The organism is Sporosarcina sp. BP05 (assembly GCF_014282005.1).
Classification (GTDB): Bacteria; Bacillota; Bacilli; order Bacillales_A; family Planococcaceae; genus Sporosarcina.
On record NZ_JACFTD010000002.1, the window covers coordinates 572,675 to 592,313 of the forward strand.

18 protein-coding genes are annotated in these 19,639 nt (G+C 40.8%); 12 read left to right on the plus strand and 6 right to left on the minus strand.

Translation table 11 applies throughout. The features are described 5' to 3' along the window. Window positions 1–109 precede the first annotated feature (109 nt). Window positions 110–457 (plus strand): YlaH-like family protein, encoded by a 348-nt coding sequence (locus H2672_RS04550; protein ID WP_186669473.1) that lies wholly within the window; start codon window positions 110–112, stop codon window positions 455–457. 735 nt (window positions 458–1,192) lie between these two features. Here the strand turns inward: H2672_RS04550 and H2672_RS04555 are convergent. Beyond that, on the minus strand, window positions 1,193–1,396 hold the full coding sequence (locus H2672_RS04555) for a YlaI family protein (RefSeq protein ID WP_186669475.1): 204 nt from the start codon (window positions 1,394–1,396) through the stop codon (window positions 1,193–1,195). Window positions 1,397–1,409: 13 nt separating this feature from the next. After that, entirely contained in the window at window positions 1,410–1,910 is a 501-nt protein-coding gene (locus H2672_RS04560; RefSeq protein WP_186669477.1) for a molybdopterin-binding protein, read from the minus strand. A 185-nt stretch (window positions 1,911–2,095) separates the two neighbouring features. On the opposite strand from H2672_RS04560, the gene H2672_RS04565 reads away from it, so the two are divergent. The 3 genes from H2672_RS04565 to pyc all read left to right on the plus strand — a co-directional run bounded on the left by H2672_RS04565 (window position 2,096) and on the right by pyc (window position 7,059). After that, complete coding sequence (locus H2672_RS04565; RefSeq protein WP_186669479.1) at window positions 2,096–2,377, plus strand: Fpa/YlaN family protein; 282 nt, start codon at window positions 2,096–2,098, stop codon at window positions 2,375–2,377. Between the two features lie 62 nt (window positions 2,378–2,439). Continuing rightward, window positions 2,440–3,603, plus strand: a complete 1,164-nt coding sequence (locus H2672_RS04570; protein WP_186669481.1) for an FtsW/RodA/SpoVE family cell cycle protein — start codon at window positions 2,440–2,442, stop codon at window positions 3,601–3,603. A gap of 18 nt (window positions 3,604–3,621) precedes the next feature. Then, window positions 3,622–7,059 carry a pyruvate carboxylase gene (gene pyc, locus H2672_RS04575; RefSeq protein WP_186669483.1) on the plus strand — a complete coding sequence of 1,146 codons (3,438 nt, stop codon included), beginning with the start codon at window positions 3,622–3,624 and terminating at the stop codon, window positions 7,057–7,059. Window positions 7,060–7,162: 103 nt separating this feature from the next. Here pyc and H2672_RS04580 read toward each other — a convergent pair whose 3' ends face one another. Further along, the gene (locus H2672_RS04580; protein ID WP_304626069.1) at window positions 7,163–8,074 is read right to left on the minus strand and encodes a COX15/CtaA family protein; all 912 of its coding nucleotides are present in this window, start codon (window positions 8,072–8,074) and stop codon (window positions 7,163–7,165) included. 324 nt (window positions 8,075–8,398) lie between these two features. Here H2672_RS04580 and cyoE point away from each other — a divergent pair, with 324 nt between their 5' ends. The 7 genes from cyoE (at window position 8,399) to H2672_RS04615 (ending at window position 15,248) form a co-directional block, all read left to right on the plus strand. Continuing rightward, window positions 8,399–9,316 carry a heme o synthase gene (gene cyoE / locus H2672_RS04585; RefSeq protein WP_186669485.1) on the plus strand — a complete coding sequence of 306 codons (918 nt, stop codon included), beginning with the start codon at window positions 8,399–8,401 and terminating at the stop codon, window positions 9,314–9,316. 100 nt (window positions 9,317–9,416) lie between these two features. Continuing rightward, the gene (gene coxB, locus H2672_RS04590; protein ID WP_186669487.1) at window positions 9,417–10,487 is read left to right on the plus strand and encodes a cytochrome c oxidase subunit II; all 1,071 of its coding nucleotides are present in this window, start codon (window positions 9,417–9,419) and stop codon (window positions 10,485–10,487) included. A 34-nt stretch (window positions 10,488–10,521) separates the two neighbouring features. Beyond that, entirely contained in the window at window positions 10,522–12,396 is a 1,875-nt protein-coding gene (ctaD, locus tag H2672_RS04595; protein ID WP_186669489.1) for a cytochrome c oxidase subunit I, read from the plus strand. Then, window positions 12,396–13,022 (plus strand): cytochrome c oxidase subunit 3, encoded by a 627-nt coding sequence (locus H2672_RS04600; RefSeq protein ID WP_186669491.1) that lies wholly within the window; start codon window positions 12,396–12,398, stop codon window positions 13,020–13,022. Before ctaD ends, H2672_RS04600 begins: the two co-directional genes overlap by 1 nt. 1 nt (window position 13,023) lies before the next feature. Beyond that, entirely contained in the window at window positions 13,024–13,371 is a 348-nt protein-coding gene (locus H2672_RS04605; protein ID WP_186669493.1) for a cytochrome C oxidase subunit IV family protein, read from the plus strand. A 448-nt stretch (window positions 13,372–13,819) separates the two neighbouring features. Continuing rightward, on the plus strand, window positions 13,820–14,743 hold the full coding sequence (ctaG, locus tag H2672_RS04610) for a cytochrome c oxidase assembly factor CtaG (protein WP_186669495.1): 924 nt from the start codon (window positions 13,820–13,822) through the stop codon (window positions 14,741–14,743). A gap of 43 nt (window positions 14,744–14,786) precedes the next feature. Continuing rightward, on the plus strand, window positions 14,787–15,248 hold the full coding sequence (locus tag H2672_RS04615) for a DUF420 domain-containing protein (RefSeq protein WP_186669497.1): 462 nt from the start codon (window positions 14,787–14,789) through the stop codon (window positions 15,246–15,248). A gap of 736 nt (window positions 15,249–15,984) precedes the next feature. Here H2672_RS04615 and ytvI read toward each other — a convergent pair. Both ytvI and H2672_RS04625 read right to left on the minus strand, forming a co-directional pair. Continuing rightward, a complete protein-coding gene (gene ytvI, locus H2672_RS04620; RefSeq protein ID WP_255485305.1) occupies window positions 15,985–17,043 on the minus strand; it encodes a sporulation integral membrane protein YtvI in 1,059 nt (352 codons plus the stop codon). Between the two features lie 145 nt (window positions 17,044–17,188). Further along, a complete protein-coding gene (locus H2672_RS04625; protein WP_186669499.1) occupies window positions 17,189–17,554 on the minus strand; it encodes a YugN family protein in 366 nt (121 codons plus the stop codon). Between the two features lie 234 nt (window positions 17,555–17,788). On the opposite strand from H2672_RS04625, the gene H2672_RS04630 reads away from it, so the two are divergent. Then, window positions 17,789–18,859, plus strand: coding sequence for a CAP domain-containing protein (locus H2672_RS04630; RefSeq protein ID WP_186669501.1), 1,071 nt, complete (start codon window positions 17,789–17,791; stop codon window positions 18,857–18,859). A gap of 13 nt (window positions 18,860–18,872) precedes the next feature. Here H2672_RS04630 and H2672_RS04635 read toward each other — a convergent pair whose 3' ends face one another. Next, window positions 18,873–19,604, minus strand: coding sequence for an amino acid kinase family protein (locus H2672_RS04635; RefSeq protein WP_186669503.1), 732 nt, complete (start codon window positions 19,602–19,604; stop codon window positions 18,873–18,875). Window positions 19,605–19,639: the final 35 nt, after the last annotated feature.

Below are 19,639 nucleotides of genomic sequence, written 5' to 3' on the forward strand. Positions count from 1 at the left end.
AGGTCTTGTCGACTGATAGGTCAGCACGGCTTTCTGAGGTCCTTTGACAGTGATGGAATCATTACTATTGCGACTTATTAGAAATGCTTTACAGAAGGGAATGTGTTGAATGAGTGCTAGTGTTGGCGATACAGAGTTCGTATTCGGAAAGATGTCGGGTATTGCACGCTTTATTTACGAAGTGATGCCTTCCTATACGGCTGCCGGTTATGTACTTTTTGCCCTCGTCTTCCTCATGTCGGCAATTGTTTATAAACTGGGATTTGCTAGAAAACTTAGGCCTTTACAGACTTTTTTCATCTATGCATTCCTGTTTATCGGCTGTCTAATTTTGACGTTTCTTGGCTTTTTCCTCCCGATTGTGGAGGCTCTCGTCGTGGCGGCTCTTATTTTAATCATCTACCGAGTGCGCAGGATGAATGAGTATAAAGAAAAAAAAGAAGACCCCATCATATGATGGGGTCTTCTTTTTGGCGAATATAAGAAATAAACGTCTGTTTCTTAACCGTTTTAATTAATGGTGCACCTGTAAGAAAAGCGTGAAAATCTGCATTTGTACTTGTACATTTCCGGCTTGCTTTGGACAAAATAATCAATACAGCTTTTCGGTAATCCTGTTGCGACTATCTGTCCGTCGCGTACCTACGATGTTCAAGTGGAAAATGCAACTGCTTTGGAAGAAGCAAGAATAGATACCTTTCTATAGAGGGTGCAAGTGCCCGAAGATGAAATTTCGGGCACCCTATCGCATTTAATGAAGCCTTCCTAGTTAATTTTGCAAAGATCATACAAGTAATAGTGTGACGCCATATAGAATGTGACACTTCCTTAAAATCGAACAGGAAATGCGATAAAGAAGGATTAAGTAGCCAAAATTGCATATTTGGCTGCTCCTTTATGGATAGGAGAGTGGATATTCACTCGTACCCAAAAGCTTTAGCATTTAGTAGTGTACATGTATCTTTGGAGGGCGACGGACTAACGGCCGCTATACGATTAACGAAAAAAATGGGTAGGGATGCGACAAAGTCGCATCCCTACCCATTTAGAAATCCCGATAATGGTGTAGTAGTCGTTAAGTCCAAAGCAATCCAAAAGAACATCTACATAGTGCCTAGTTTTTCATCCCAAAATGAAGTATAAGTTTTTAGACTCGGGACAGTGTTTAGGCTTCAGGCACCTTACGCTTTTCTCAGAATTCTTTCTCGATGGAGTGGGAACTGCGATGAAAAGTAAAGTTTCCAGTCGCAATCCGTGCAATCGTTTTTTCGGCAATCCGATCATTGCATTCTTGGCACATATAGGTATGGATAGGGCGATTTCGTAGTGTTTTGGCTAGTGGCAAATCGTCAGGGAGTTGCCCGACATTGTCACAGATGACACATTTTACACGCATTGGAAATCCTCCTTCAGTCAACTCGGATCGCAATGACGTTGCGAATCGGATTATCGTTGTTCGAACCGTCTTTGAAGACAACGTGAACCGGACCACCCTCAAGTAGCGGCTTACCTTCGTCGCTGAATTTGAAAATGATATCATCGACTTTCGTAAGTGGGAATGAGTGACTTTCGCCGTCTGACGTTTCAAATGCTAGCGTTTGTGCATTTTCCGCAGGCTCCGCGATTTTTAAAAAATGACGTAATTGAATACCATATGTTCCAGTAAGTACTTTTCGTTTTTCAAACTTTTTTTCTGTTTCCAGGGTAGGTGGGAACGTTGCGCCTTCCATTATTTCACGTGACCAATGTTTCCCCATATCTCTTTTATATTCTTCTAGTTCATCTTTTTCGATGTGGCTTTCTGTAAAGTACGTTTTCAAATCAACGCGACGATCATCGAAAATCCACACGGTCGGGTCTAGTGTGATGACATGACGTACATTTCCTTTAATCGGAATTATTGATTCCAAATGAATATCCCCCTACTGAATTAAATTATCTTTTGATTCTAGTATAACGCTTTGATGTCTTCAGGAAAAGCTTTTGCTTTCTGACTTACAAGGTCAAAGGGAAAACGCTTGCTTTTTCTCGTTTTGAAAGATACAATTTATTGATAATAACCATAAAGAAATAAAAGTTTGATGGGGGCGTCCTCATGGATATAGAATTGCAGGAAACATATCAGCAAAAGGCAATGAAGCAGCTTCAAGCCGATGCTGATAAGATTGGTCAACTAATAAAAGTACAGATGGACCATTTGACGATGCCTCAGTGCCCACTCTATGAAGAAGTGCTGGATACACAAATGTATGGCTTGTCTCGTGAAATTGACTTTGCTGTAAAGCTAGGTTTGATTGATCGTCCGAAAGGCAATGAAATCCTTTCATTACTTGAGAAAGAAATGACAGTGTTACACGAAGTATATACGAGAAAATAAGCCAAAGACTCAAACTGACATAATGGTTTGAGTTTTTTGTTTAATGAAAAAGAGGTAACCCTATGAAAACTTATGCTAGAAAACTATTTCGCTACTTTGATTTCCCACTGTTTTTTGTTTACCTGTTACTTTGTCTGTTCGGGTTGGTCATGATTTACAGTTCAAGTATGGTTGTAGCGGTGGGTCGCTATGATTATCCGGCTGATTATTATTTGCAAAAACAGCTGTTAAATTTAAAACTTGCCATCCCCGCTTTCTTTTTGGCGGCTTTTTTTCCGTACAAAAATTATAAACGAAAAAATTTGATGATATTTGCAGTAATAGGTATGTTATTTCTATTGTTTTTGGTTCATTTCATTGGTTCAGGTGGTCATGTCGGAGCAACTAGTTGGATAAAAACACCTTTTGGGAATCTGCAACCTTCAGAAGTTGCGAAATTGGTTCTAATTGTCTATTTTTCTGGTGTTTTTGCAAAAAAATACGAGTCAGGCACAATTGACAATATTAACCAATCAATATTACCACCCGTGGTCATTTTAGTATTAGCAGTCGGTTCTATCATGCTCGAGACGGACATCGGAGGTTCGTTCATTATTATCATTACTGCCCTATCCGTCCTTGCAGCAAGCGGTATTAAAAAAAGAACCTTCATGAAAATTAGCGGAATAATTTCTGTGGGTCTTGTCTTTGCTGCCCTTATCCTTTATTTCAAATGGGACTCGATTATGAATGCAAGTAGGGCGGGTCGTATACTGTCATTCCTGAATCCATTCGATTATATCCAAGGGTCTGGCTATCAGATTGCGAACGGCTATATTGCCATCGGTTCTGGTGGTTTACAAGGGCGAGGGCTCGGCAATTCTATTCAAAAAAGGGGCTATTTGCCGGAACCGCAAACAGATGTCATTATGGCGGTAATTTCGGAAGAATTAGGCCTTCTTGGTGCTATTATCGTAATCGGGGGACTTGGTTTTATCGTCTTAAGGGCTTTATCTATTGCATTGCAGGCAAAAGATCCCCATGCGCGCATGCTGGCTGCAGGAATTGGGAGTATGATAGGAATTCAAACATTTGTTAATTTGGGCGGCCTGACTGGGTTAATACCGCTTACAGGGGTTACGTTGCCGTTTATTAGCTATGGCGGTACTTCTGTTATTCTGTTATCTTTAGCTTTAGGAATATTAACGAATGTCTCAATGTTCGTAAAATATGAAAAAAACAATTAGAAAAGGAAGTGCCTTGTGATGGAACAGATTAAGAAAATCCTTGTAGCCAATCGTGGAGAAATAGCAATACGAGTTTTTCGCGCTTGTACCGAATTGAATATTCCAACGGTGGGTATTTATTCAACAGAAGATAGTGGGTCATTCCATCGTTACAAGGCAGATGAGTCTTATCTTGTCGGAGAAGGTAAAAAGCCGATTGATGCTTATCTCGATATTGAGGGGATTATCGCGATAGCGAAAGACTCTGGCGCGAATGCGATTCATCCTGGTTATGGATTTCTTGCTGAAAACAGAGAATTTGCAAAGCGTTTAGAAGAAGAAGGAATCATTTTCATTGGTCCAAGTTCAAAGCAATTGGATATGTTTGGAGACAAGGTGAAAGCACGTGAGCAAGCTGTTAAAGCCGGAATTCCAGTAATCCCAGGCAGTGACGGTCCAGTTTCTACAGTCGGAGAAGTCGCAATGTTTGGCGAATCGAATGGTTATCCAATCATTATTAAAGCATCTCTTGGCGGTGGAGGACGCGGAATGCGGATTGTGAATTCTGCCGAAGAAGTCAACGAGGCATTTGAACGTGCGCGGTCAGAAGCGAAATCTGCATTTGGATCGGATGAAATGTATGTCGAGAAATACATTGATAAACCAAAACATATCGAGGTTCAAATCCTTGGAGATACATACGGCAATATCGTCCATCTATTCGAGCGAGATTGCTCAATTCAGCGCCGTCATCAGAAAGTCGTCGAAATAGCACCTTCGATTTCGCTTGAGGATGGGTTAAGGGAAGAAATTTGCGAAGCGGCAGTAAAAGTGATGAAGAATGTTAATTATAAAAACGCTGGAACCGTGGAATTTCTCGTATCGGATGGTCGATTTTATTTCATCGAAGTAAATCCTCGTATTCAAGTTGAGCATACAATCACAGAAATGGTGACGGGTATTGATATCGTTCACGCGCAAATTCATATTGCAGATGGGAAAAGCCTTCATGATAGTGAAACGGGTATTCCGACACAGGACAAGATTCCGTTATTTGGATTTGCAATTCAATCTCGCGTGACAACAGAGGATCCATTGAACGACTTCATGCCGGATTCTGGAAAATTATCTGTTTATCGATCGGGCGGGGGATTCGGTGTCCGTTTAGACGCGGGGAACGGGTTCCAAGGGGCTATCATCACGCCGTACTATGATTCATTACTTGTTAAAGTATCTACATGGGGTATGACGTTCCGTGAAGCTGCTTCCAAAATGGACAGGAACTTACAGGAATTCCGGATTCGTGGCATCAAAACGAATATCCCCTTTCTTGAGAATGTTGTGAAGCATAAAAACTTCTTAACAGGTAACTATAATACGAGCTTTATTGATTCAACACCTGAATTATTCCTGTTCCCAGCCCGCAAAGACCGTGGAACGAAAATGCTTAATTATATTGGTAATGTTACAGTTAATGGATTCCCGGGAATCGGAAAACAATCAAAGCCAGTCCTTCATCCTGTGAGAAAACCACTAATTGACCTACTTACACCGCCAAAACCGGGTACAAAACAGATTTTGGATGAACGCGGTGCTGAAGGGCTTATCAAGTGGATTAAAGAACAAGACGATGTACTTTTGACAGATACAACATTCCGCGATGCACATCAATCTTTGTTGGCTACACGGGTGCGTACTTCCGATATGACGTCAATTGCAGCTGAATCGGCAAGGCTGATGCCAGATCTGTTTTCTTATGAGATGTGGGGCGGGGCGACATTCGATGTTGCTTATAGGTTCCTGAAAGAAGATCCATGGGATAGGTTATTAAAACTGCGAGAACAAATTCCAAATGTGCTTTTCCAAATGCTGTTCCGTGGCGCAAATGCTGTAGGTTACACGAATTATCCAGACAATGTTATCCGTGAGTTCGTTAAGAAGTCAGCCGATGCTGGGATTGATGTATTCCGTATTTTCGACAGCTTGAACTGGATTAAAGGAATGGAAGTTGCAATTGACGCAACACGTGAAGCGGGGAAAGTCGCGGAAGCGGCAATTTGTTATACAGGGGATATTCTTGACGATTCACGAGCGAAATACACGGTTAATTATTATAAAGAGATGGCAAAAGAACTTGAGTCAGCTGGAGCTCATATCCTTGCTATAAAAGATATGGCAGGTCTGTTAAAACCGGAAGCAGCTTATCGACTTGTATCTGAATTGAAAGCAACAGTGGACATCCCAATTCATCTACATTCGCATGATACGAGTGGAAACGGTATTTATATGTATGCCAAAGCGATTGAGGCTGGCGTAGACATCGTTGACACGGCTTTAGGGTCAATGGCAGGTCTAACTTCACAACCGTCGGCAAGTTCGCTACACTACGCGCTGCAAGGTGGTAAACGCAATGTACGTGCAAACGTGAAGTCGCTTGAAGATTTATCGTACTACTGGGAAGATGTTAGGAAGTATTATCAGCACTTTGAAAGTGGCATGATGAGCCCACATTCGGAAATCTATGTTCATGAAATGCCTGGTGGCCAGTATTCTAACTTGCAGCAACAAGCGAAAGCGGTAGGTCTAGGGGAGCGCTGGGAAGAAGTGAAGGGCATGTATTCTCGGGTTAACCTGCTATTCGGGGATGTTGTGAAAGTGACACCTTCATCGAAGGTTGTTGGCGATATGGCCTTATTTATGGTGCAAAATGAACTTGACGAAAAGTCAGTCCTTGTACGCGGAAAGTCCATCGATTTCCCGGAATCAGTTATTGAGTTTTTTGAAGGGTATATCGGCCAGCCATATGGCGGATTCCCAGAAAAACTTCAAAAAATCATTTTAAAAGATCGCCAAGCGATTACTGTCCGTCCTGGAGAACTATTGGAAGATGTTAATTTTGAAAAGCTACGGGATGAATTGAATGTTAAATTGGAACGTCCAGTTACCAGCCATGAAGTACTTTCTTATGCTCTATATCCGAAAGTTTTCGAAGAATATTCCCAAACCAATAAGCAGTTCGGGGATGTATCTGTTATTGATACACCTGAATTCCTATATGGAATGCGTCTTGGTGAGGAAATCGAAGTAGAGATTGAAAAAGGGAAAACGTTGATTGTTAAATTGGTGTCGATTAGCGAACCTCAATCAGATGCAACAAGAGTCATCTATTTCGAATTGAACGGCCAGCCGCGTGAAGTCATAATTGAAGACATGAGTGTTGAGTCTGTCACAGTTAGAAAACAAAAAGCGGATACTTCAAATGCTGCGCATATTGCTGCTACTATGCCGGGAACTGTTTTAAAAGTCGCAGTCTCAAAGGGAGCGAAAGTGAAAAGAGGCGAACATTTGCTTATCACTGAAGCTATGAAAATGGAGACAACGATTCAGGCACCTTTCGATGGAATAGTAAAAGAAATATATGTAGCTGCTGGAGAATCGATAGCTACAGGCGATTTGCTCGTTGAATTGGAGCAATAAAAAAACAAGAGCACTCGAATTAAAATTCGGGTGCTCTTGTTTTTTATGTTAATAAGTTGGGTAGACAAGTAGAAAGGATTGGCCTGCGGCCGGTCCTTAACATTCATTTGGATAGTTTACTTCTCGATACAAGTAGGATCATGTAGGTTAACAAACCGAATAACAACGTGATAAACAATGAATGAAGCAAAGCAATATAAAGGTTTAGTCTGGTCAGAACAACCATCATTCCTGTTGTTGCTTGGAGCGCTACAAGTATAAATGCGATACTCCAGCCCCAATAGATGACGCGCTGATTTTTGTAATGTCGGATTGCATGAATCATGATGACCAATAACCAGATGAAAATAAGTGCAGCGGCGGTACGGTGACCCATCTGAACCCATTCGAACAGGTTACGTGGAAGGGCGAAGGCATCGTTCTTGCATAACGGCCAGTCTAGACAGGCAAGCCCAGACTCTGTATGACGGACAAGTGCTCCAGTATAAACTACAAAGTAGGAGTAAACGGATACACCAATTGTATGCCATTTCAAGCGTTTACTTATTTGTAACTTATCTGCATCAAACTTTCGATCGACTTCAAATATAAGAAGGGTTAATAGAAGGACCGATGCAAAGCTTAAAAGTGAAATACCGAAATGAAGCGCTAGTATGAAATCGCCTTGACCCCATAATACTTGAGCCGCGCCAATCAATGCCTGTAATATAAGGAAGAACACGGCTGCGATTGCTAGGAATTTGGTTTCCCTTATGTGGCCGATAGATCTCCATGACCAGACAGCTAATATGACAATCAAGATACCGACAGACCCAGTTACCAGCCGATGTGAAAACTCAATAAGTACTTCTGCGGTAATCTCGTCGGGAATAAGTTGTCCGTTACATCCAGGCCAATGTCTTCCGCAGCCCATGCCACTGTCGGTTTTTGTAACAAGTGCCCCACCAAGTAAGATTAAAAGCATACCTACTGTAGAAGCAACGGCAAACCATTTTAAATATCTATTAGATTGCAAAAAATAACACCTACTTTTTTATTGATGACCTTTGTATAAAAGGTCCCTGCTTTTTTGATGATAACGAAAAAACAGTGAAAAGACAACGAAGAATGGCTGAAAACGCCTCACTAATGGTCCTTTTCACAAATTGTTCATAAAGAAGACGCTTTAACTTCACAAAAGACCTATCGAAATGATTTACTATAGAGAGGGTTGAGTATTAAATGTGTCGATATTTCAAGGAATTCGGTAGAAATTTTGTATATGTATAGAAATACTACCCGAATTTCGCTATAGTTAACTATAGCGGTTAACGCTCACAACTTTGGAAGGAGGGGTAACTTGTCAAACGGTCATACAATTTCCACACCTGTCGAATCGAATGTAGTGACGGCGTCTCTTTATAAAGACTTCCTTGCACTCATTAAAATCGGCATTGTTAATTCGAATATGATCACAACTTTTACTGGACTATTTCTTGCTTTTCAGTTCACTGGTAAAAACTTTCTATATAATATAGATTTGCTCGTCTATGCTCTTCTTGGAACGGGATTGATAATTGCTGGATCTGCGGCACTTAACAACTTGATCGATCGGGATATTGATCCTGTCATGACGAGGACGAAATCCAGACCAACAGTTACCGGACGTTTCAAGGCGCCGGCTGTATTGACACTTGCGCTGACTTTCATAGTAGTAGGCGAAGTGCTTTTGTTTTCTGCTTCTGTAGCAGCCGGTCTTTGGGGACTTGCAGGTATCTTCAGTTATGTTGTACTCTATTCGATGTGGTCGAAACGTAGGCATGTCGCTAATACAGTAGTTGGAAGTATTTCAGGGGCAATACCGCCTTTAATCGGATGGGCTGCGGTTGAACCAGCACTCGGTGCAGGAGCCCTGGCTTTATTCCTGATTATGTTTGTTTGGCAACCACCGCATTTTTATGCACTGGCGATGCGTCGGACAGACGAATACCGTGCGGCAAATATACCAATGCTACCTGTTGTAAAAGGTTTTGCAAGAACTAAGAAATCGATGTTGGCATGGGTACTGTTTTTATTTCCATTGCCGTTTCTACTGACTGAGCTAGGGGTAGGCTTCTTAGTACTTGCGAGCGCGTTGAATATAGGGTGGCTGTATTTAGCACTTAAAGGGTTTAAAGCGAAAGATGATATAAAGTGGGCAACGGGTATGTTCATCTATTCATTGAATTACATGACAATCCTTTTTGTTGCTATGATTATTTTCTCGATATTCATCTAACATATCGGAATTCTTTCTTTGCATAGGAATTCACATAAAGAGGTCAACAGTCCTCACAAGAAGAAAAACATTTTTTTAGAAAGAGAGGTATCATTAAGCGATGATGAAAGGACTCAAAAAGTGGCGTCTTTTTTCTTTATTAGCAGCTCTTACCGTGTTTCTAGCGGGATGTGGTCAAGAAGAGCTATCCACACTACTTCCGGCTGGTCAGGTCGGGAAAGATCAATTCAAATTGCTGATGTTATCATCAGGAATCATGTTACTGGTTATTCTAGTAGTTGTGATTATCTATGTAGTAGCAATTGTTCGTTTTAGACGTTCGAAACTGGGCGAGGACTTTGTTCCTGAACAAGTTGAAGGAAGCCATACATTAGAACTTGTATGGACGGTTATTCCTGTTCTCCTCGTTCTACTTCTAGCTGTTCCTACAGTTTATTACACATATAAACTAGGTGATGTTAGTGCGATGCATGAGGTCAATGAAGATGGACAGTCAGAAAGTTTGGTTGTAGATGTTACAGCGAAGCTGTACTGGTGGGAATTTGAATACCCTACTCTCGGAATTGTTACAGCGCAGGAACTTGTTGTACCAACTGGAGAAAAAGTATATTTCAACCTCCTTGCAGCAGACGTTAAGCACTCCTTCTGGATTCCAGCAATCGGAGGTAAACTCGATACAAACGTTGAAAACGTTAATAAATTTTATTTAACGTTTGATAAAGAATCACAAGACCTGAAAGACGGCGTATTTTACGGGAAGTGTGCAGAGCTTTGTGGTCCATCACACGCACTTATGGACTTCAAAGTGAAAACGTTAGCACCTGCTGAATTCGACAAATGGGTAACAGCAATGCAAGCAACTGGCGAAGAATCGACAGATGTTGCTGCAGCTGGTCAAGGTGAAGTATTGTTCCAACAAAGCTGTATTGCATGTCATGCGGTATCTGCAGTCGGTGAAAGCGGAGCGATTGGACCAAACCTAGCGTCATTTGGTGACCGTAATCGCGTCGCAGGATTCATGGATCACACGCAAGAAAAAGTAGTTGAGTGGCTTTCTGATACTCAAAAACAAAAGCCAGGAAACTTAATGCCGTCATTTGGTGAAAAACTTTCTGACGAAGAACTAAACGCAATTGCTGAGTACCTCATGGGACTTTCAGTAGAAAAATAACTATTAACGTGAATTTGAAGAGGAGGTAAACAAATTGAGTTCAGTTGCTCAAAAAAGAGGTTTTGGCGCAACGCTATGGGATTGGCTAACAACAGTTGACCATAAGAAGATCGGTATCCTTTATCTCCTAGGTGGAGGATTCTTCTTCGTAGTCGGCGGTATAGAAGCAATGATCATTCGTGTGCAACTTTTAACGCCTAACAACGATCTTGTCAGTGCAGGAATATTTAACCAAATTATTACGATGCACGGAACGACGATGATCTTCCTGGCGGCCATGCCTATATTAATTGGATTTATGAACGCCATTATGCCACTCCAAATTGGAGCGCGTGATGTAGCATTCCCATTTCTTAACTCACTAGGTTTTTGGATGTTCTTCTTCGGTGGGGTATTCCTGAACATATCATGGTTCTTTGGTCAAGTTCCCGATGCGGGTTGGACTTCTTACGCATCGCTAGCAATGGCATCTGAAGGACATGGTGTTGATTTTTATGCAATAGGACTTCAAATAGCCGGTGGTGGTACGTTATTAGGGGGGATTAACTTCCTCGTAACGATTATCAATATGCGTGCACCAGGGATGACGTACATGCGTATGCCATTATTCACATGGACTACGTTCGTTGCATCAGCAATGATTCTGTTCGCATTCCCACCACTTACAGTAGGACTTTTCCTTCTGACATTTGAAAGAATGTTTGGTGCTAACTTCTTTGATCCTACGATGGGTGGAAATACGATTATCTGGGAGCATATATTCTGGATATTTGGTCATCCTGAAGTATATATTCTAATTTTACCGGCATTCGGTATTTTCTCGGAGATCTTCTCGATTTTCTCTAGAAAACGACTTTTTGGTTACTCAGCGATGGTATTTGCTACCGTCCTTATTGGATTCCTGGGCTTCATGGTTTGGGCTCACCATATGTTTACAGTTGGTCTTGGGCCAACAGCAAACGCGATCTTCTCTGTAGCGACAATGGCTATTGCGATACCTACTGGAGTTAAGATATTTAACTGGTTGCTTACCATATGGGGCGGAAGTATAAAAGTAACAACACCGATGCTTTGGGCATTGGCCTTCATCCCAACGTTTGTTATGGGTGGAGTTACGGGTGTTATGCTAGGTACTGCACCACTTGATTATCAATTGCATGACACATACTTTGTTGTTGCTCACTTCCACTATGTAATCGTGGGTGGTACTGTATTCGGCATAATTGCTGGTACTCATCTATATTGGCCGAAAATGTTCGGTACAATGTTAAATGAAGCACTAGGTAAAGTAACGTTTTGGTTCTTCTTTATTGGTTTCCATTTAACGTTCCTAATTCAACACTGGTTAGGCTTCTGGGGAATGCCGCGTCGTGTATTTACATACATGGATGGTCAAGGTTGGAACTCAGCAAACGTAATTAGTTCTGTAGGAGCATTATTTATGGCTATTGGGATTACGATCATGGTATATAACATTATCGTAACTTCAATTAAAAATGTACGTGTAGCAAATGACCCTTGGGGTGACGGGCGTACGCTTGAATGGGCGATTGAATCTCCGCCAGTATTCTATAACTTCGCACAGACACCACTTGTACGTGGTCTTGATACAGTGTACATCGAAAAAATGGAAGGTAATCTGTCGGGAATTACTCCGGCTGAACCTGTTCAAGATATTCATATGCCGAATGGTTCATTCATTCCATTCATGTTGAGCTTAGGTCTGTTCATTGCAGGATTTGGTGCAATGTTCCGCACTGAAGAACCATGGGGAATGGCAGTTCTTATTATTGGTCTTGTCTGGACTTTCGCTGCTATGGCAATGCGCTCATTGAAAGACGATCTTGGCTTCTATGTTAAGAAAGAAGACATCTTAAAAGATATGAAACGTAAAGGGGGACAAAAATAATGGATTTGAATAAAAAATTCACCCCTGAGACGTGGCCTGATCATCCGGAAAAAGCAACGTTAGAGGCAAAGAATAAATTTGTTGGATTCTGGCTGTTCCTAGGCGGAGAGACAATCTTGTTCGCAACTCTTTTTGCGACCTATCTTGCTTTAAAGAACAAAGGACCAAGTGGATTTAAGTTTTCAACACAAGAACTTTTTGAATTACCGCTTGTCTTCGTCATGACGTTGCTTTTATTAACATCATCTTTGACGAGTGTATATGCGATGTATCATTTGAAAAACTACAATTTCAAGAAAATGCAGCTATGGCTTGCCATTACTGCATTCCTTGGACTTGGTTTCCTTGCGCTTGAAGTGTATGAGTTTGTACACTATATACATTTAGGCTTCACGTACGACAACAGTGCATTCAGTTCTGCATTCTACACGCTTGTTGGGACGCACGGTTTCCACGTAGCAATCGGACTTGTCTGGATTACGCTACTCATCTTCCGTAACTCAAAGCGCGGCCTGAACTTGTATAACGCACCGAAGTACTACACATTCTCGTTATACTGGCACTTCATCGACGTTGTTTGGGTATTCATCTTCACTGTAGTCTACTTGATGGGAGTGATAGGTTAATATGGCGGACGTTCAAGTTTATAAAAAGTCAACAGCTGAATTTAACTTAGGGCAAAGACGCGCACGTAAGTCAATGCGCGGTCAGATTATGATGTTTTCGCTTATGATTTTCTTAACGATTATGTCGTTCTCGATGGTTATGGCTTATCAAGCTGACGTAATTGGATTTTCTAAATACTTGATTATCCCAACGCTAATGCTTTTTGCAGCCGTGCAAGTTGGCCTACAATTGTATTACTTCATGCACATGAATGAAAAAGGGCATGGTATTCCACAAATGTTCATGTATACAGGAGTTATTCTTGCATTCACTGTTGTATTAACGTTTTCAACAATTATTTGGTGGTAATATTAATAGTTGAAAAAGCCTATGGAAGATTTATTTCTCCATAGGCTTTTTCTTTTTTAAAAGATAAGAAAGTATAAGTTTTTCAACATGGAATAATGTCTAGCTCCAGGCGCCAACCCCCCGGAGGCTCACGGGATGTGAGTTACGCAGCCGTTACCGCAGGACGTGGCGCATTTAGGCTGAGTTCCTTGAAAGCCGTTTTGCTGTGGGGGCTGGAGTACGCCTCCTCGTGCCTGCAAGGATGCAGGTATGCAGTGGGAAGGGATTGGACTTCATCCCTCCTTGTTGCGACAGGACGTCGCGATCTTAGACTGCCTTCCTTTTCACTTTTGTTTGTCGGGGCTGCACGGCGCCTTCCACTTTTTTTTTCAATTGTCATTGTTCGTACATTGAGTTACACCGCATTTAGTTTATAATAAAGAAAGACTTTAAAAAGGGAGCGATGGCAATGCCTTTAAGTATATTTGGATTTCGAGCTTTGTGGAGTCCGTGGTTCTTACTAATTATCATACTTGGTATGGTTTTATATTTGTTATTGACGATTAAAATGCGTCATCGATTTCAAGATACGCATCCCGTTACTAAAAGCCAAGTAATCTTATTCATGTCCGGGATGGTTCTGCTTTATGTTGTCAAAGGTTCACCTGTAGACTTACTTGGTCATATTTTATTTTCAGTTCACATGGTGCAAATGGCGGTTCTATTGCTTATGATTGCTCCATTGATCATGATGGGTATCCCTAACTGGATGTGGAAAAAAGTTTTTGATATTAAGATTCTTGACCGTATAATCACTTTCTTTACTAAACCGATTCTTAGCCTATTGGTATTCTGTGGTATGTTTTCCGTTTATCATATTCCACTTATTTTAGATAATGTGAAATTAAGTGCTCCATTGCATACGATTTTTACTATAACGTTATTTGTTGCAGCAGTGTTTTTCTGGTGGCCAATCATTAATACGCTGAAGGGGCAACCGAAGCTTCATGGCTTGAAAAAAATTGGTTATATTATATTAAGTGCAATCTTAATCACACCTGCGTGTTCCCTTATCATTTTTGTAGATGTACCAGTATATGAAACATACAAGTCTGGAGAAGCTTGGTTACAGGCGATGGCACTTTGTGTGCCGGCAAGTACACTTTCAGGATTGGCGGGCTTAGGCATTTCAGGTCCTGAATTATTCACCAATATGCCTACATTAGTTGATCAGCAACTCGGCGGAATTATCATGAAAGTTTTACAAGAAATCATTTATGTTGGTGTCCTTGGCAGTGTTTTTATTAAATGGTATAGAGAAGAACAGGAAAATGCAGAAGAAATTACTGCTAACGCATTATTAGAACGTCAAAAAATGACGTTGTATAGATAATAAGCTAAATACAGAGACGTTTTACCATCAGGGGGAATAATGAATGGATCTGCCTTTACTACCTACAATTAGTACATTTTTTATTATTCTTTCAGCTGTACTAGTTGCAATAGGATGGTACTTAATCCTCAAAAAGAAAATAGAAGCGCATAAGAAAACGATGCTGGCAGCCGCAGTAGCAGCAATTCTTTTTTTAATCATTTATGTGTCGAGAACTATATTGGTCGGTAACACGTCGTTTGGCGGACCGGATAATTTGGAAATCTATTATACGATTTTCCTTATTTTTCACATAGTGCTTGCAACGTCGGGTGCCATATTTGGTGCTGTGACGATTAATGCAGGGCTGAAGAATAATTTGGTCAGGCATCGGAAGCTTGGTCCAATCACGAGTGTTATTTGGTTTTTCTCAGCAATAACAGGTGTTGCTGTTTATTTACTTCTTTATGTTTTTTATAAGGGTGGAGAAGTAACGTCAATGTTTAAAGCAATTCTTGGTTTTTAACAATAAAAAAACGCTTTCACATTTGTGAAAGCGTTTTTTGTCACGTCTGTTGATTTACTGAAAATAACCAGTACACAAACTGGGTGCTACATGTATAGTTGCATTTGGATTGCTTGGATTGAATGACTTCTATACGATTACCGTGATGTCTGGATGTGTAGGTAATCGTATAGTGGTCCTTCATCCGCCCTGCTCCAAATGCATACGTACACGAAGTGCATTTTGAGCTTTTTGGGACGAGAGAATAGCTGGCTTCTTACCTGGAGAAAAGCCGCCAAAGATGCAATTTTGGCGGCTGAAACTTTCTATATAGTTTTTTCTTTTTTTATTAAAGAAGTGTCACTTTCTATAAGGCATCATATGATTAGATGCATAAACTTTGCTGAAAGTAAGCAAGAAGCACATTATACAACGTGAAAGAGTGCCCGAAATTGCATCTTCGGGCACTTACACTCCCAATAGAAAGTCATCTACTCTTTTCATCCCAAACAACTGCATTTTTCACTTGAATAGTGTAGGAACGCGACAGGCAACTATTCGCAACAGGATTACTGAAAAAAGTGTGGCTAGAAGTGACGGAGTCACTTCTAGCCACACTAGGACCCCTCAGTAAATCTGTCATGAATAGTTTGCCGAAAGCGGACCGGAAATATACCGGTGAAAATGGAGGTATTCAAGCCCTCCTCACTAGTGTTTTATGCAAGTAAATGGTTAATCAACAGACGTGTTTTTTGGTTTATATCCTGAAATTTAACTTGATGATTCCGGCTTCACGGGCTGTAGTAAAGAGGATGACAACTAATGGTCCGATAAAAAATCCGAGGAAGCCAAATAGCTTCAGCCCTATAAACATGGCGATTAGTGTTGGGAGCGGTGATAAGCCGATTTGAGATCCCATCACTTTAGGTTCTACGGTTCGTCGTATAATCAGTAAGACAGCTGCTAGAATGGCCAATTGCGTTCCTGTTGCGACATCACCGCTGATAAACATATAAAGTGACCAGGGGGCTAAAATGATTATTGATCCCAAAATAGGAATAACGTCAATAATCCAAATGACAAGCGACATGACAATTGCATATTTAGGTATGATCAGTAAAAGACCGACAAAAGTGACCGCTAGAATGATTAAACTGACAAGTAGTTGCGCTTTCAAGAATCCGAAAATAACAGAATTGAGCCGTGTAATCATAAATCGAACTTTTTCTGCAGTTGACGTTGTTAAGTGTCTAAATAACAACTTTTTTAATTCAGGCAATTCAAGCATAAATAAAAATAATGCAATGATGAAGACGATAAAACTGACGAGGAAGTTTGGAATTTCTGTCATAAGGGACATAATCTTTTCATAGCTTAGTAAATTAAGGATAGATTCACGTATTGATTCAAATACATTTCTGAATTCCTTTTGAACACCAATGACAATCTCTTCGGGCATTCCAGAAGTATATTGTAGAAGCTTACTTTGACTGGAAATCCACACGCCTGACAATGAATTAAAATAGCCGGGTGCTGCTTGTGTAAGGTCAATAATTTTCCCAATCAATTGTGTAACTGTGAAATAGAGTAGTGACGTAATAATTGCTAGGATGAAAATAAAAACGGAGATAACTGATACTTTACGATTCCATTTGAATTTCTTTTCAGTAAGCTTCACCACGGGATCAATGATTAGCGCGGTAAGCAGCGCTAAAATGATTGGTAATGAAACGGGCAAGATAAAAACACTAGCCAAGATGATGAATATTAAAGTTAATGTTATAATTAAATTACGTTTTGTGAGCCATTTGGACAATGGGCATTCCTCCATATTTATTCGCTGTTTCAATTATAACCAACTGACCGCTGATTGAGTAGTAAAGCATGGCAGATGTTGTTTTACTGCTAAAAAACTATAAAAAAACTGGAGAACATTGAGTTCGCCAGTCTTCAGTAAAAAATTACTTTTTAAGGTTATAAGGTTCTAGTGCTGCACTTACTGCTTTCAATGTTGCCGCACAGTCCTTCAGTAAGCTTTCAGGGAAATGTTCCCCTTCGCCATACTCAACGCCGTGCGGATAATAATGCTTGCCGACAACCGGCTTTTTAAGGATCATAGTCGCATTGCGTGTATCAACATCGCCATCAGTTGTATAACTGAATACACGCAAATAATATGTACCTTCTTTGATCATATATTTCTTATCAAATGTTGCCCGTTCGTAGTCCCATTGACCAGCGCGGACAAGGTCGTGTTTTAACATAATTTCATCAAGTATTGATAAGTCGGTAACAATATTTTCAATTCCTGTATCTTCAATATACATAGTTTATATCCTCCTTATATATCGTCGAGCCAATTCCCTATACCTATTTATAATAGAACAAATCATCATCAGTTGCAATGACAACATTGTGTCAAAAAACGTATGATTTAATAAATAAGACAAACCTCAACATTTTTAACAGTTTGACGAAGTATAATGAAAGAGGATATCAGTTGTTAGTATTAACCTTAAAAGATCTGACTAAACTATATACTCGAGAAAGTAGGTCGAAAAATGAAAGCACTTTGGAAAATAATATTTCTGCTCATCATCGTCCTATTGGTATTTTATATTGTGGATGATCGAGTAAAAGAAAATAAACCGCTTGAGTCGCCAGTGAAACATGGGACTGCCATCCCAGTGCCTGGAACCGGAGATGGTTTACCTCTACCGCAAGCTGCACGGCCAGAATCGGGCGTATCACTGCTTGTTGGTAAGAGTGTAGACAGTCTATTTGAACAACTGGGTAAGCCGGACCGCATTGAGCCGTCGAACTATGGTTACGATTGGTGGATATATAATGAAAAACAGGAGTTAATGGTGGGCGTATGGGATGGGAAAGTAAACCAAGTTTATACTGCAGATTTATCCTCCAATATTGACCCTTTTGAGATTAGGCAGGATGTGCAAGACATCTATCGATTTACGATTGTTGAGTCAGAAGTGGCTGTACAAATCGGAGAAAGTATCTATACATTTACATTGAACAGTGATGACGTGAATAATAGGTTGCTTATTGAATATGAGAATGTCTATGCACAACTTTATATCGATGGTGTGGATGGGAAATTGGAAGCGATACGTTTCATTGACCCAATTACACTAATTCTACACCAACCCTATGACATGTCTTATATGGGTGAAATCGTCAGTGCTGAACGCCCATCGTCATCAATGCAGATGGAAGTGGACCGGGCAATGGAGCGACAAATTTTCAGTTTAACTAACCTTTATCGAAAGCATCATGGAATGAATGAACTATTAAGCGATTACAATCTTGCTGTTGTGGCGCGAAAACATAGTGAAGATATGGCGCTTGAAAATTACTTTTCCCATGAATCTCCTGTGACGGGTAATCTTGCGGATAGGCTAAAAGAGGCGAGAATTGAACATCGTAAAGCACGGGAAAATATTGCTTTCAACTATGTGGATGCGATAGAGGCAGTCCATGGTTGGCTTAATTCTCCCGCACACCGTGATGTCCTACTTCAAGAGGATGTCACACATCTTGGGACAGGTGCATATGGGAAATATTACACACAGGTTATGATTCGCGAGATTGCTGAAGAAAAAAAGCAGCAATGAAGTTCATCGCTGCTTAAGGAATAATCCATGTTCCTGTCTCCTTACTGGCTACACCTCTTATATAAAGAGGTGTAGCCGTTTTTATTGCATGTAATGCGGCCCGTTTTTGAATGACAGGTCTTTCACAATCTAGAAGTGAAATGAAATCGTCCAACTTCAGTTGGTCCAGTTTGCTGGGGTTCTCCACTTCGCGCGGATCATGAGTCATAACGCCGGGTACGTCTTTAAAGAACTCAACGTGGGACGCTTGGAGTGCTCCAGCAAGCGCGATTGCAGATAAGTCGCTGCCACCTCTTCCAAGTGTCATGACATGCCCTTTGTTATCAATTCCTTGAAAGCCTGGAATAATGACACAACGGGTTAGTTTAAGGGTTTCAACAATAGTGACGGGGTTGATGTAGTCAATCGTAGCATCTCCAAATTCTCCAGAGGTCATTATACCAGCCTGGATGCCGTGCAGGACCGTGTTTGGGATGCCTGCCCGTGTTAGTTCAGCAGACATAACTGCTGCAGCAATGAGTTCGCCACAAGAAACGGCAAGGTCGCTTGAGGCTGCCGAAGATGAAAAAGCGTCCGTGAGCTGAAGGAGGCTGTCCGTCGAATAAGGATCTCCATAGCGACCAATGGCAGATACGACTACAACGACATCGCCAAACTCATTCAATCCATCTTTTATATGGTTAATGCAATTCAATCTCATTGCTTCATTTTTCATTGCTACCCCACCAAATTTCTGGATGATCATAAGGCTCCCAACTTTCTTCGTGACGTTCATTGAAT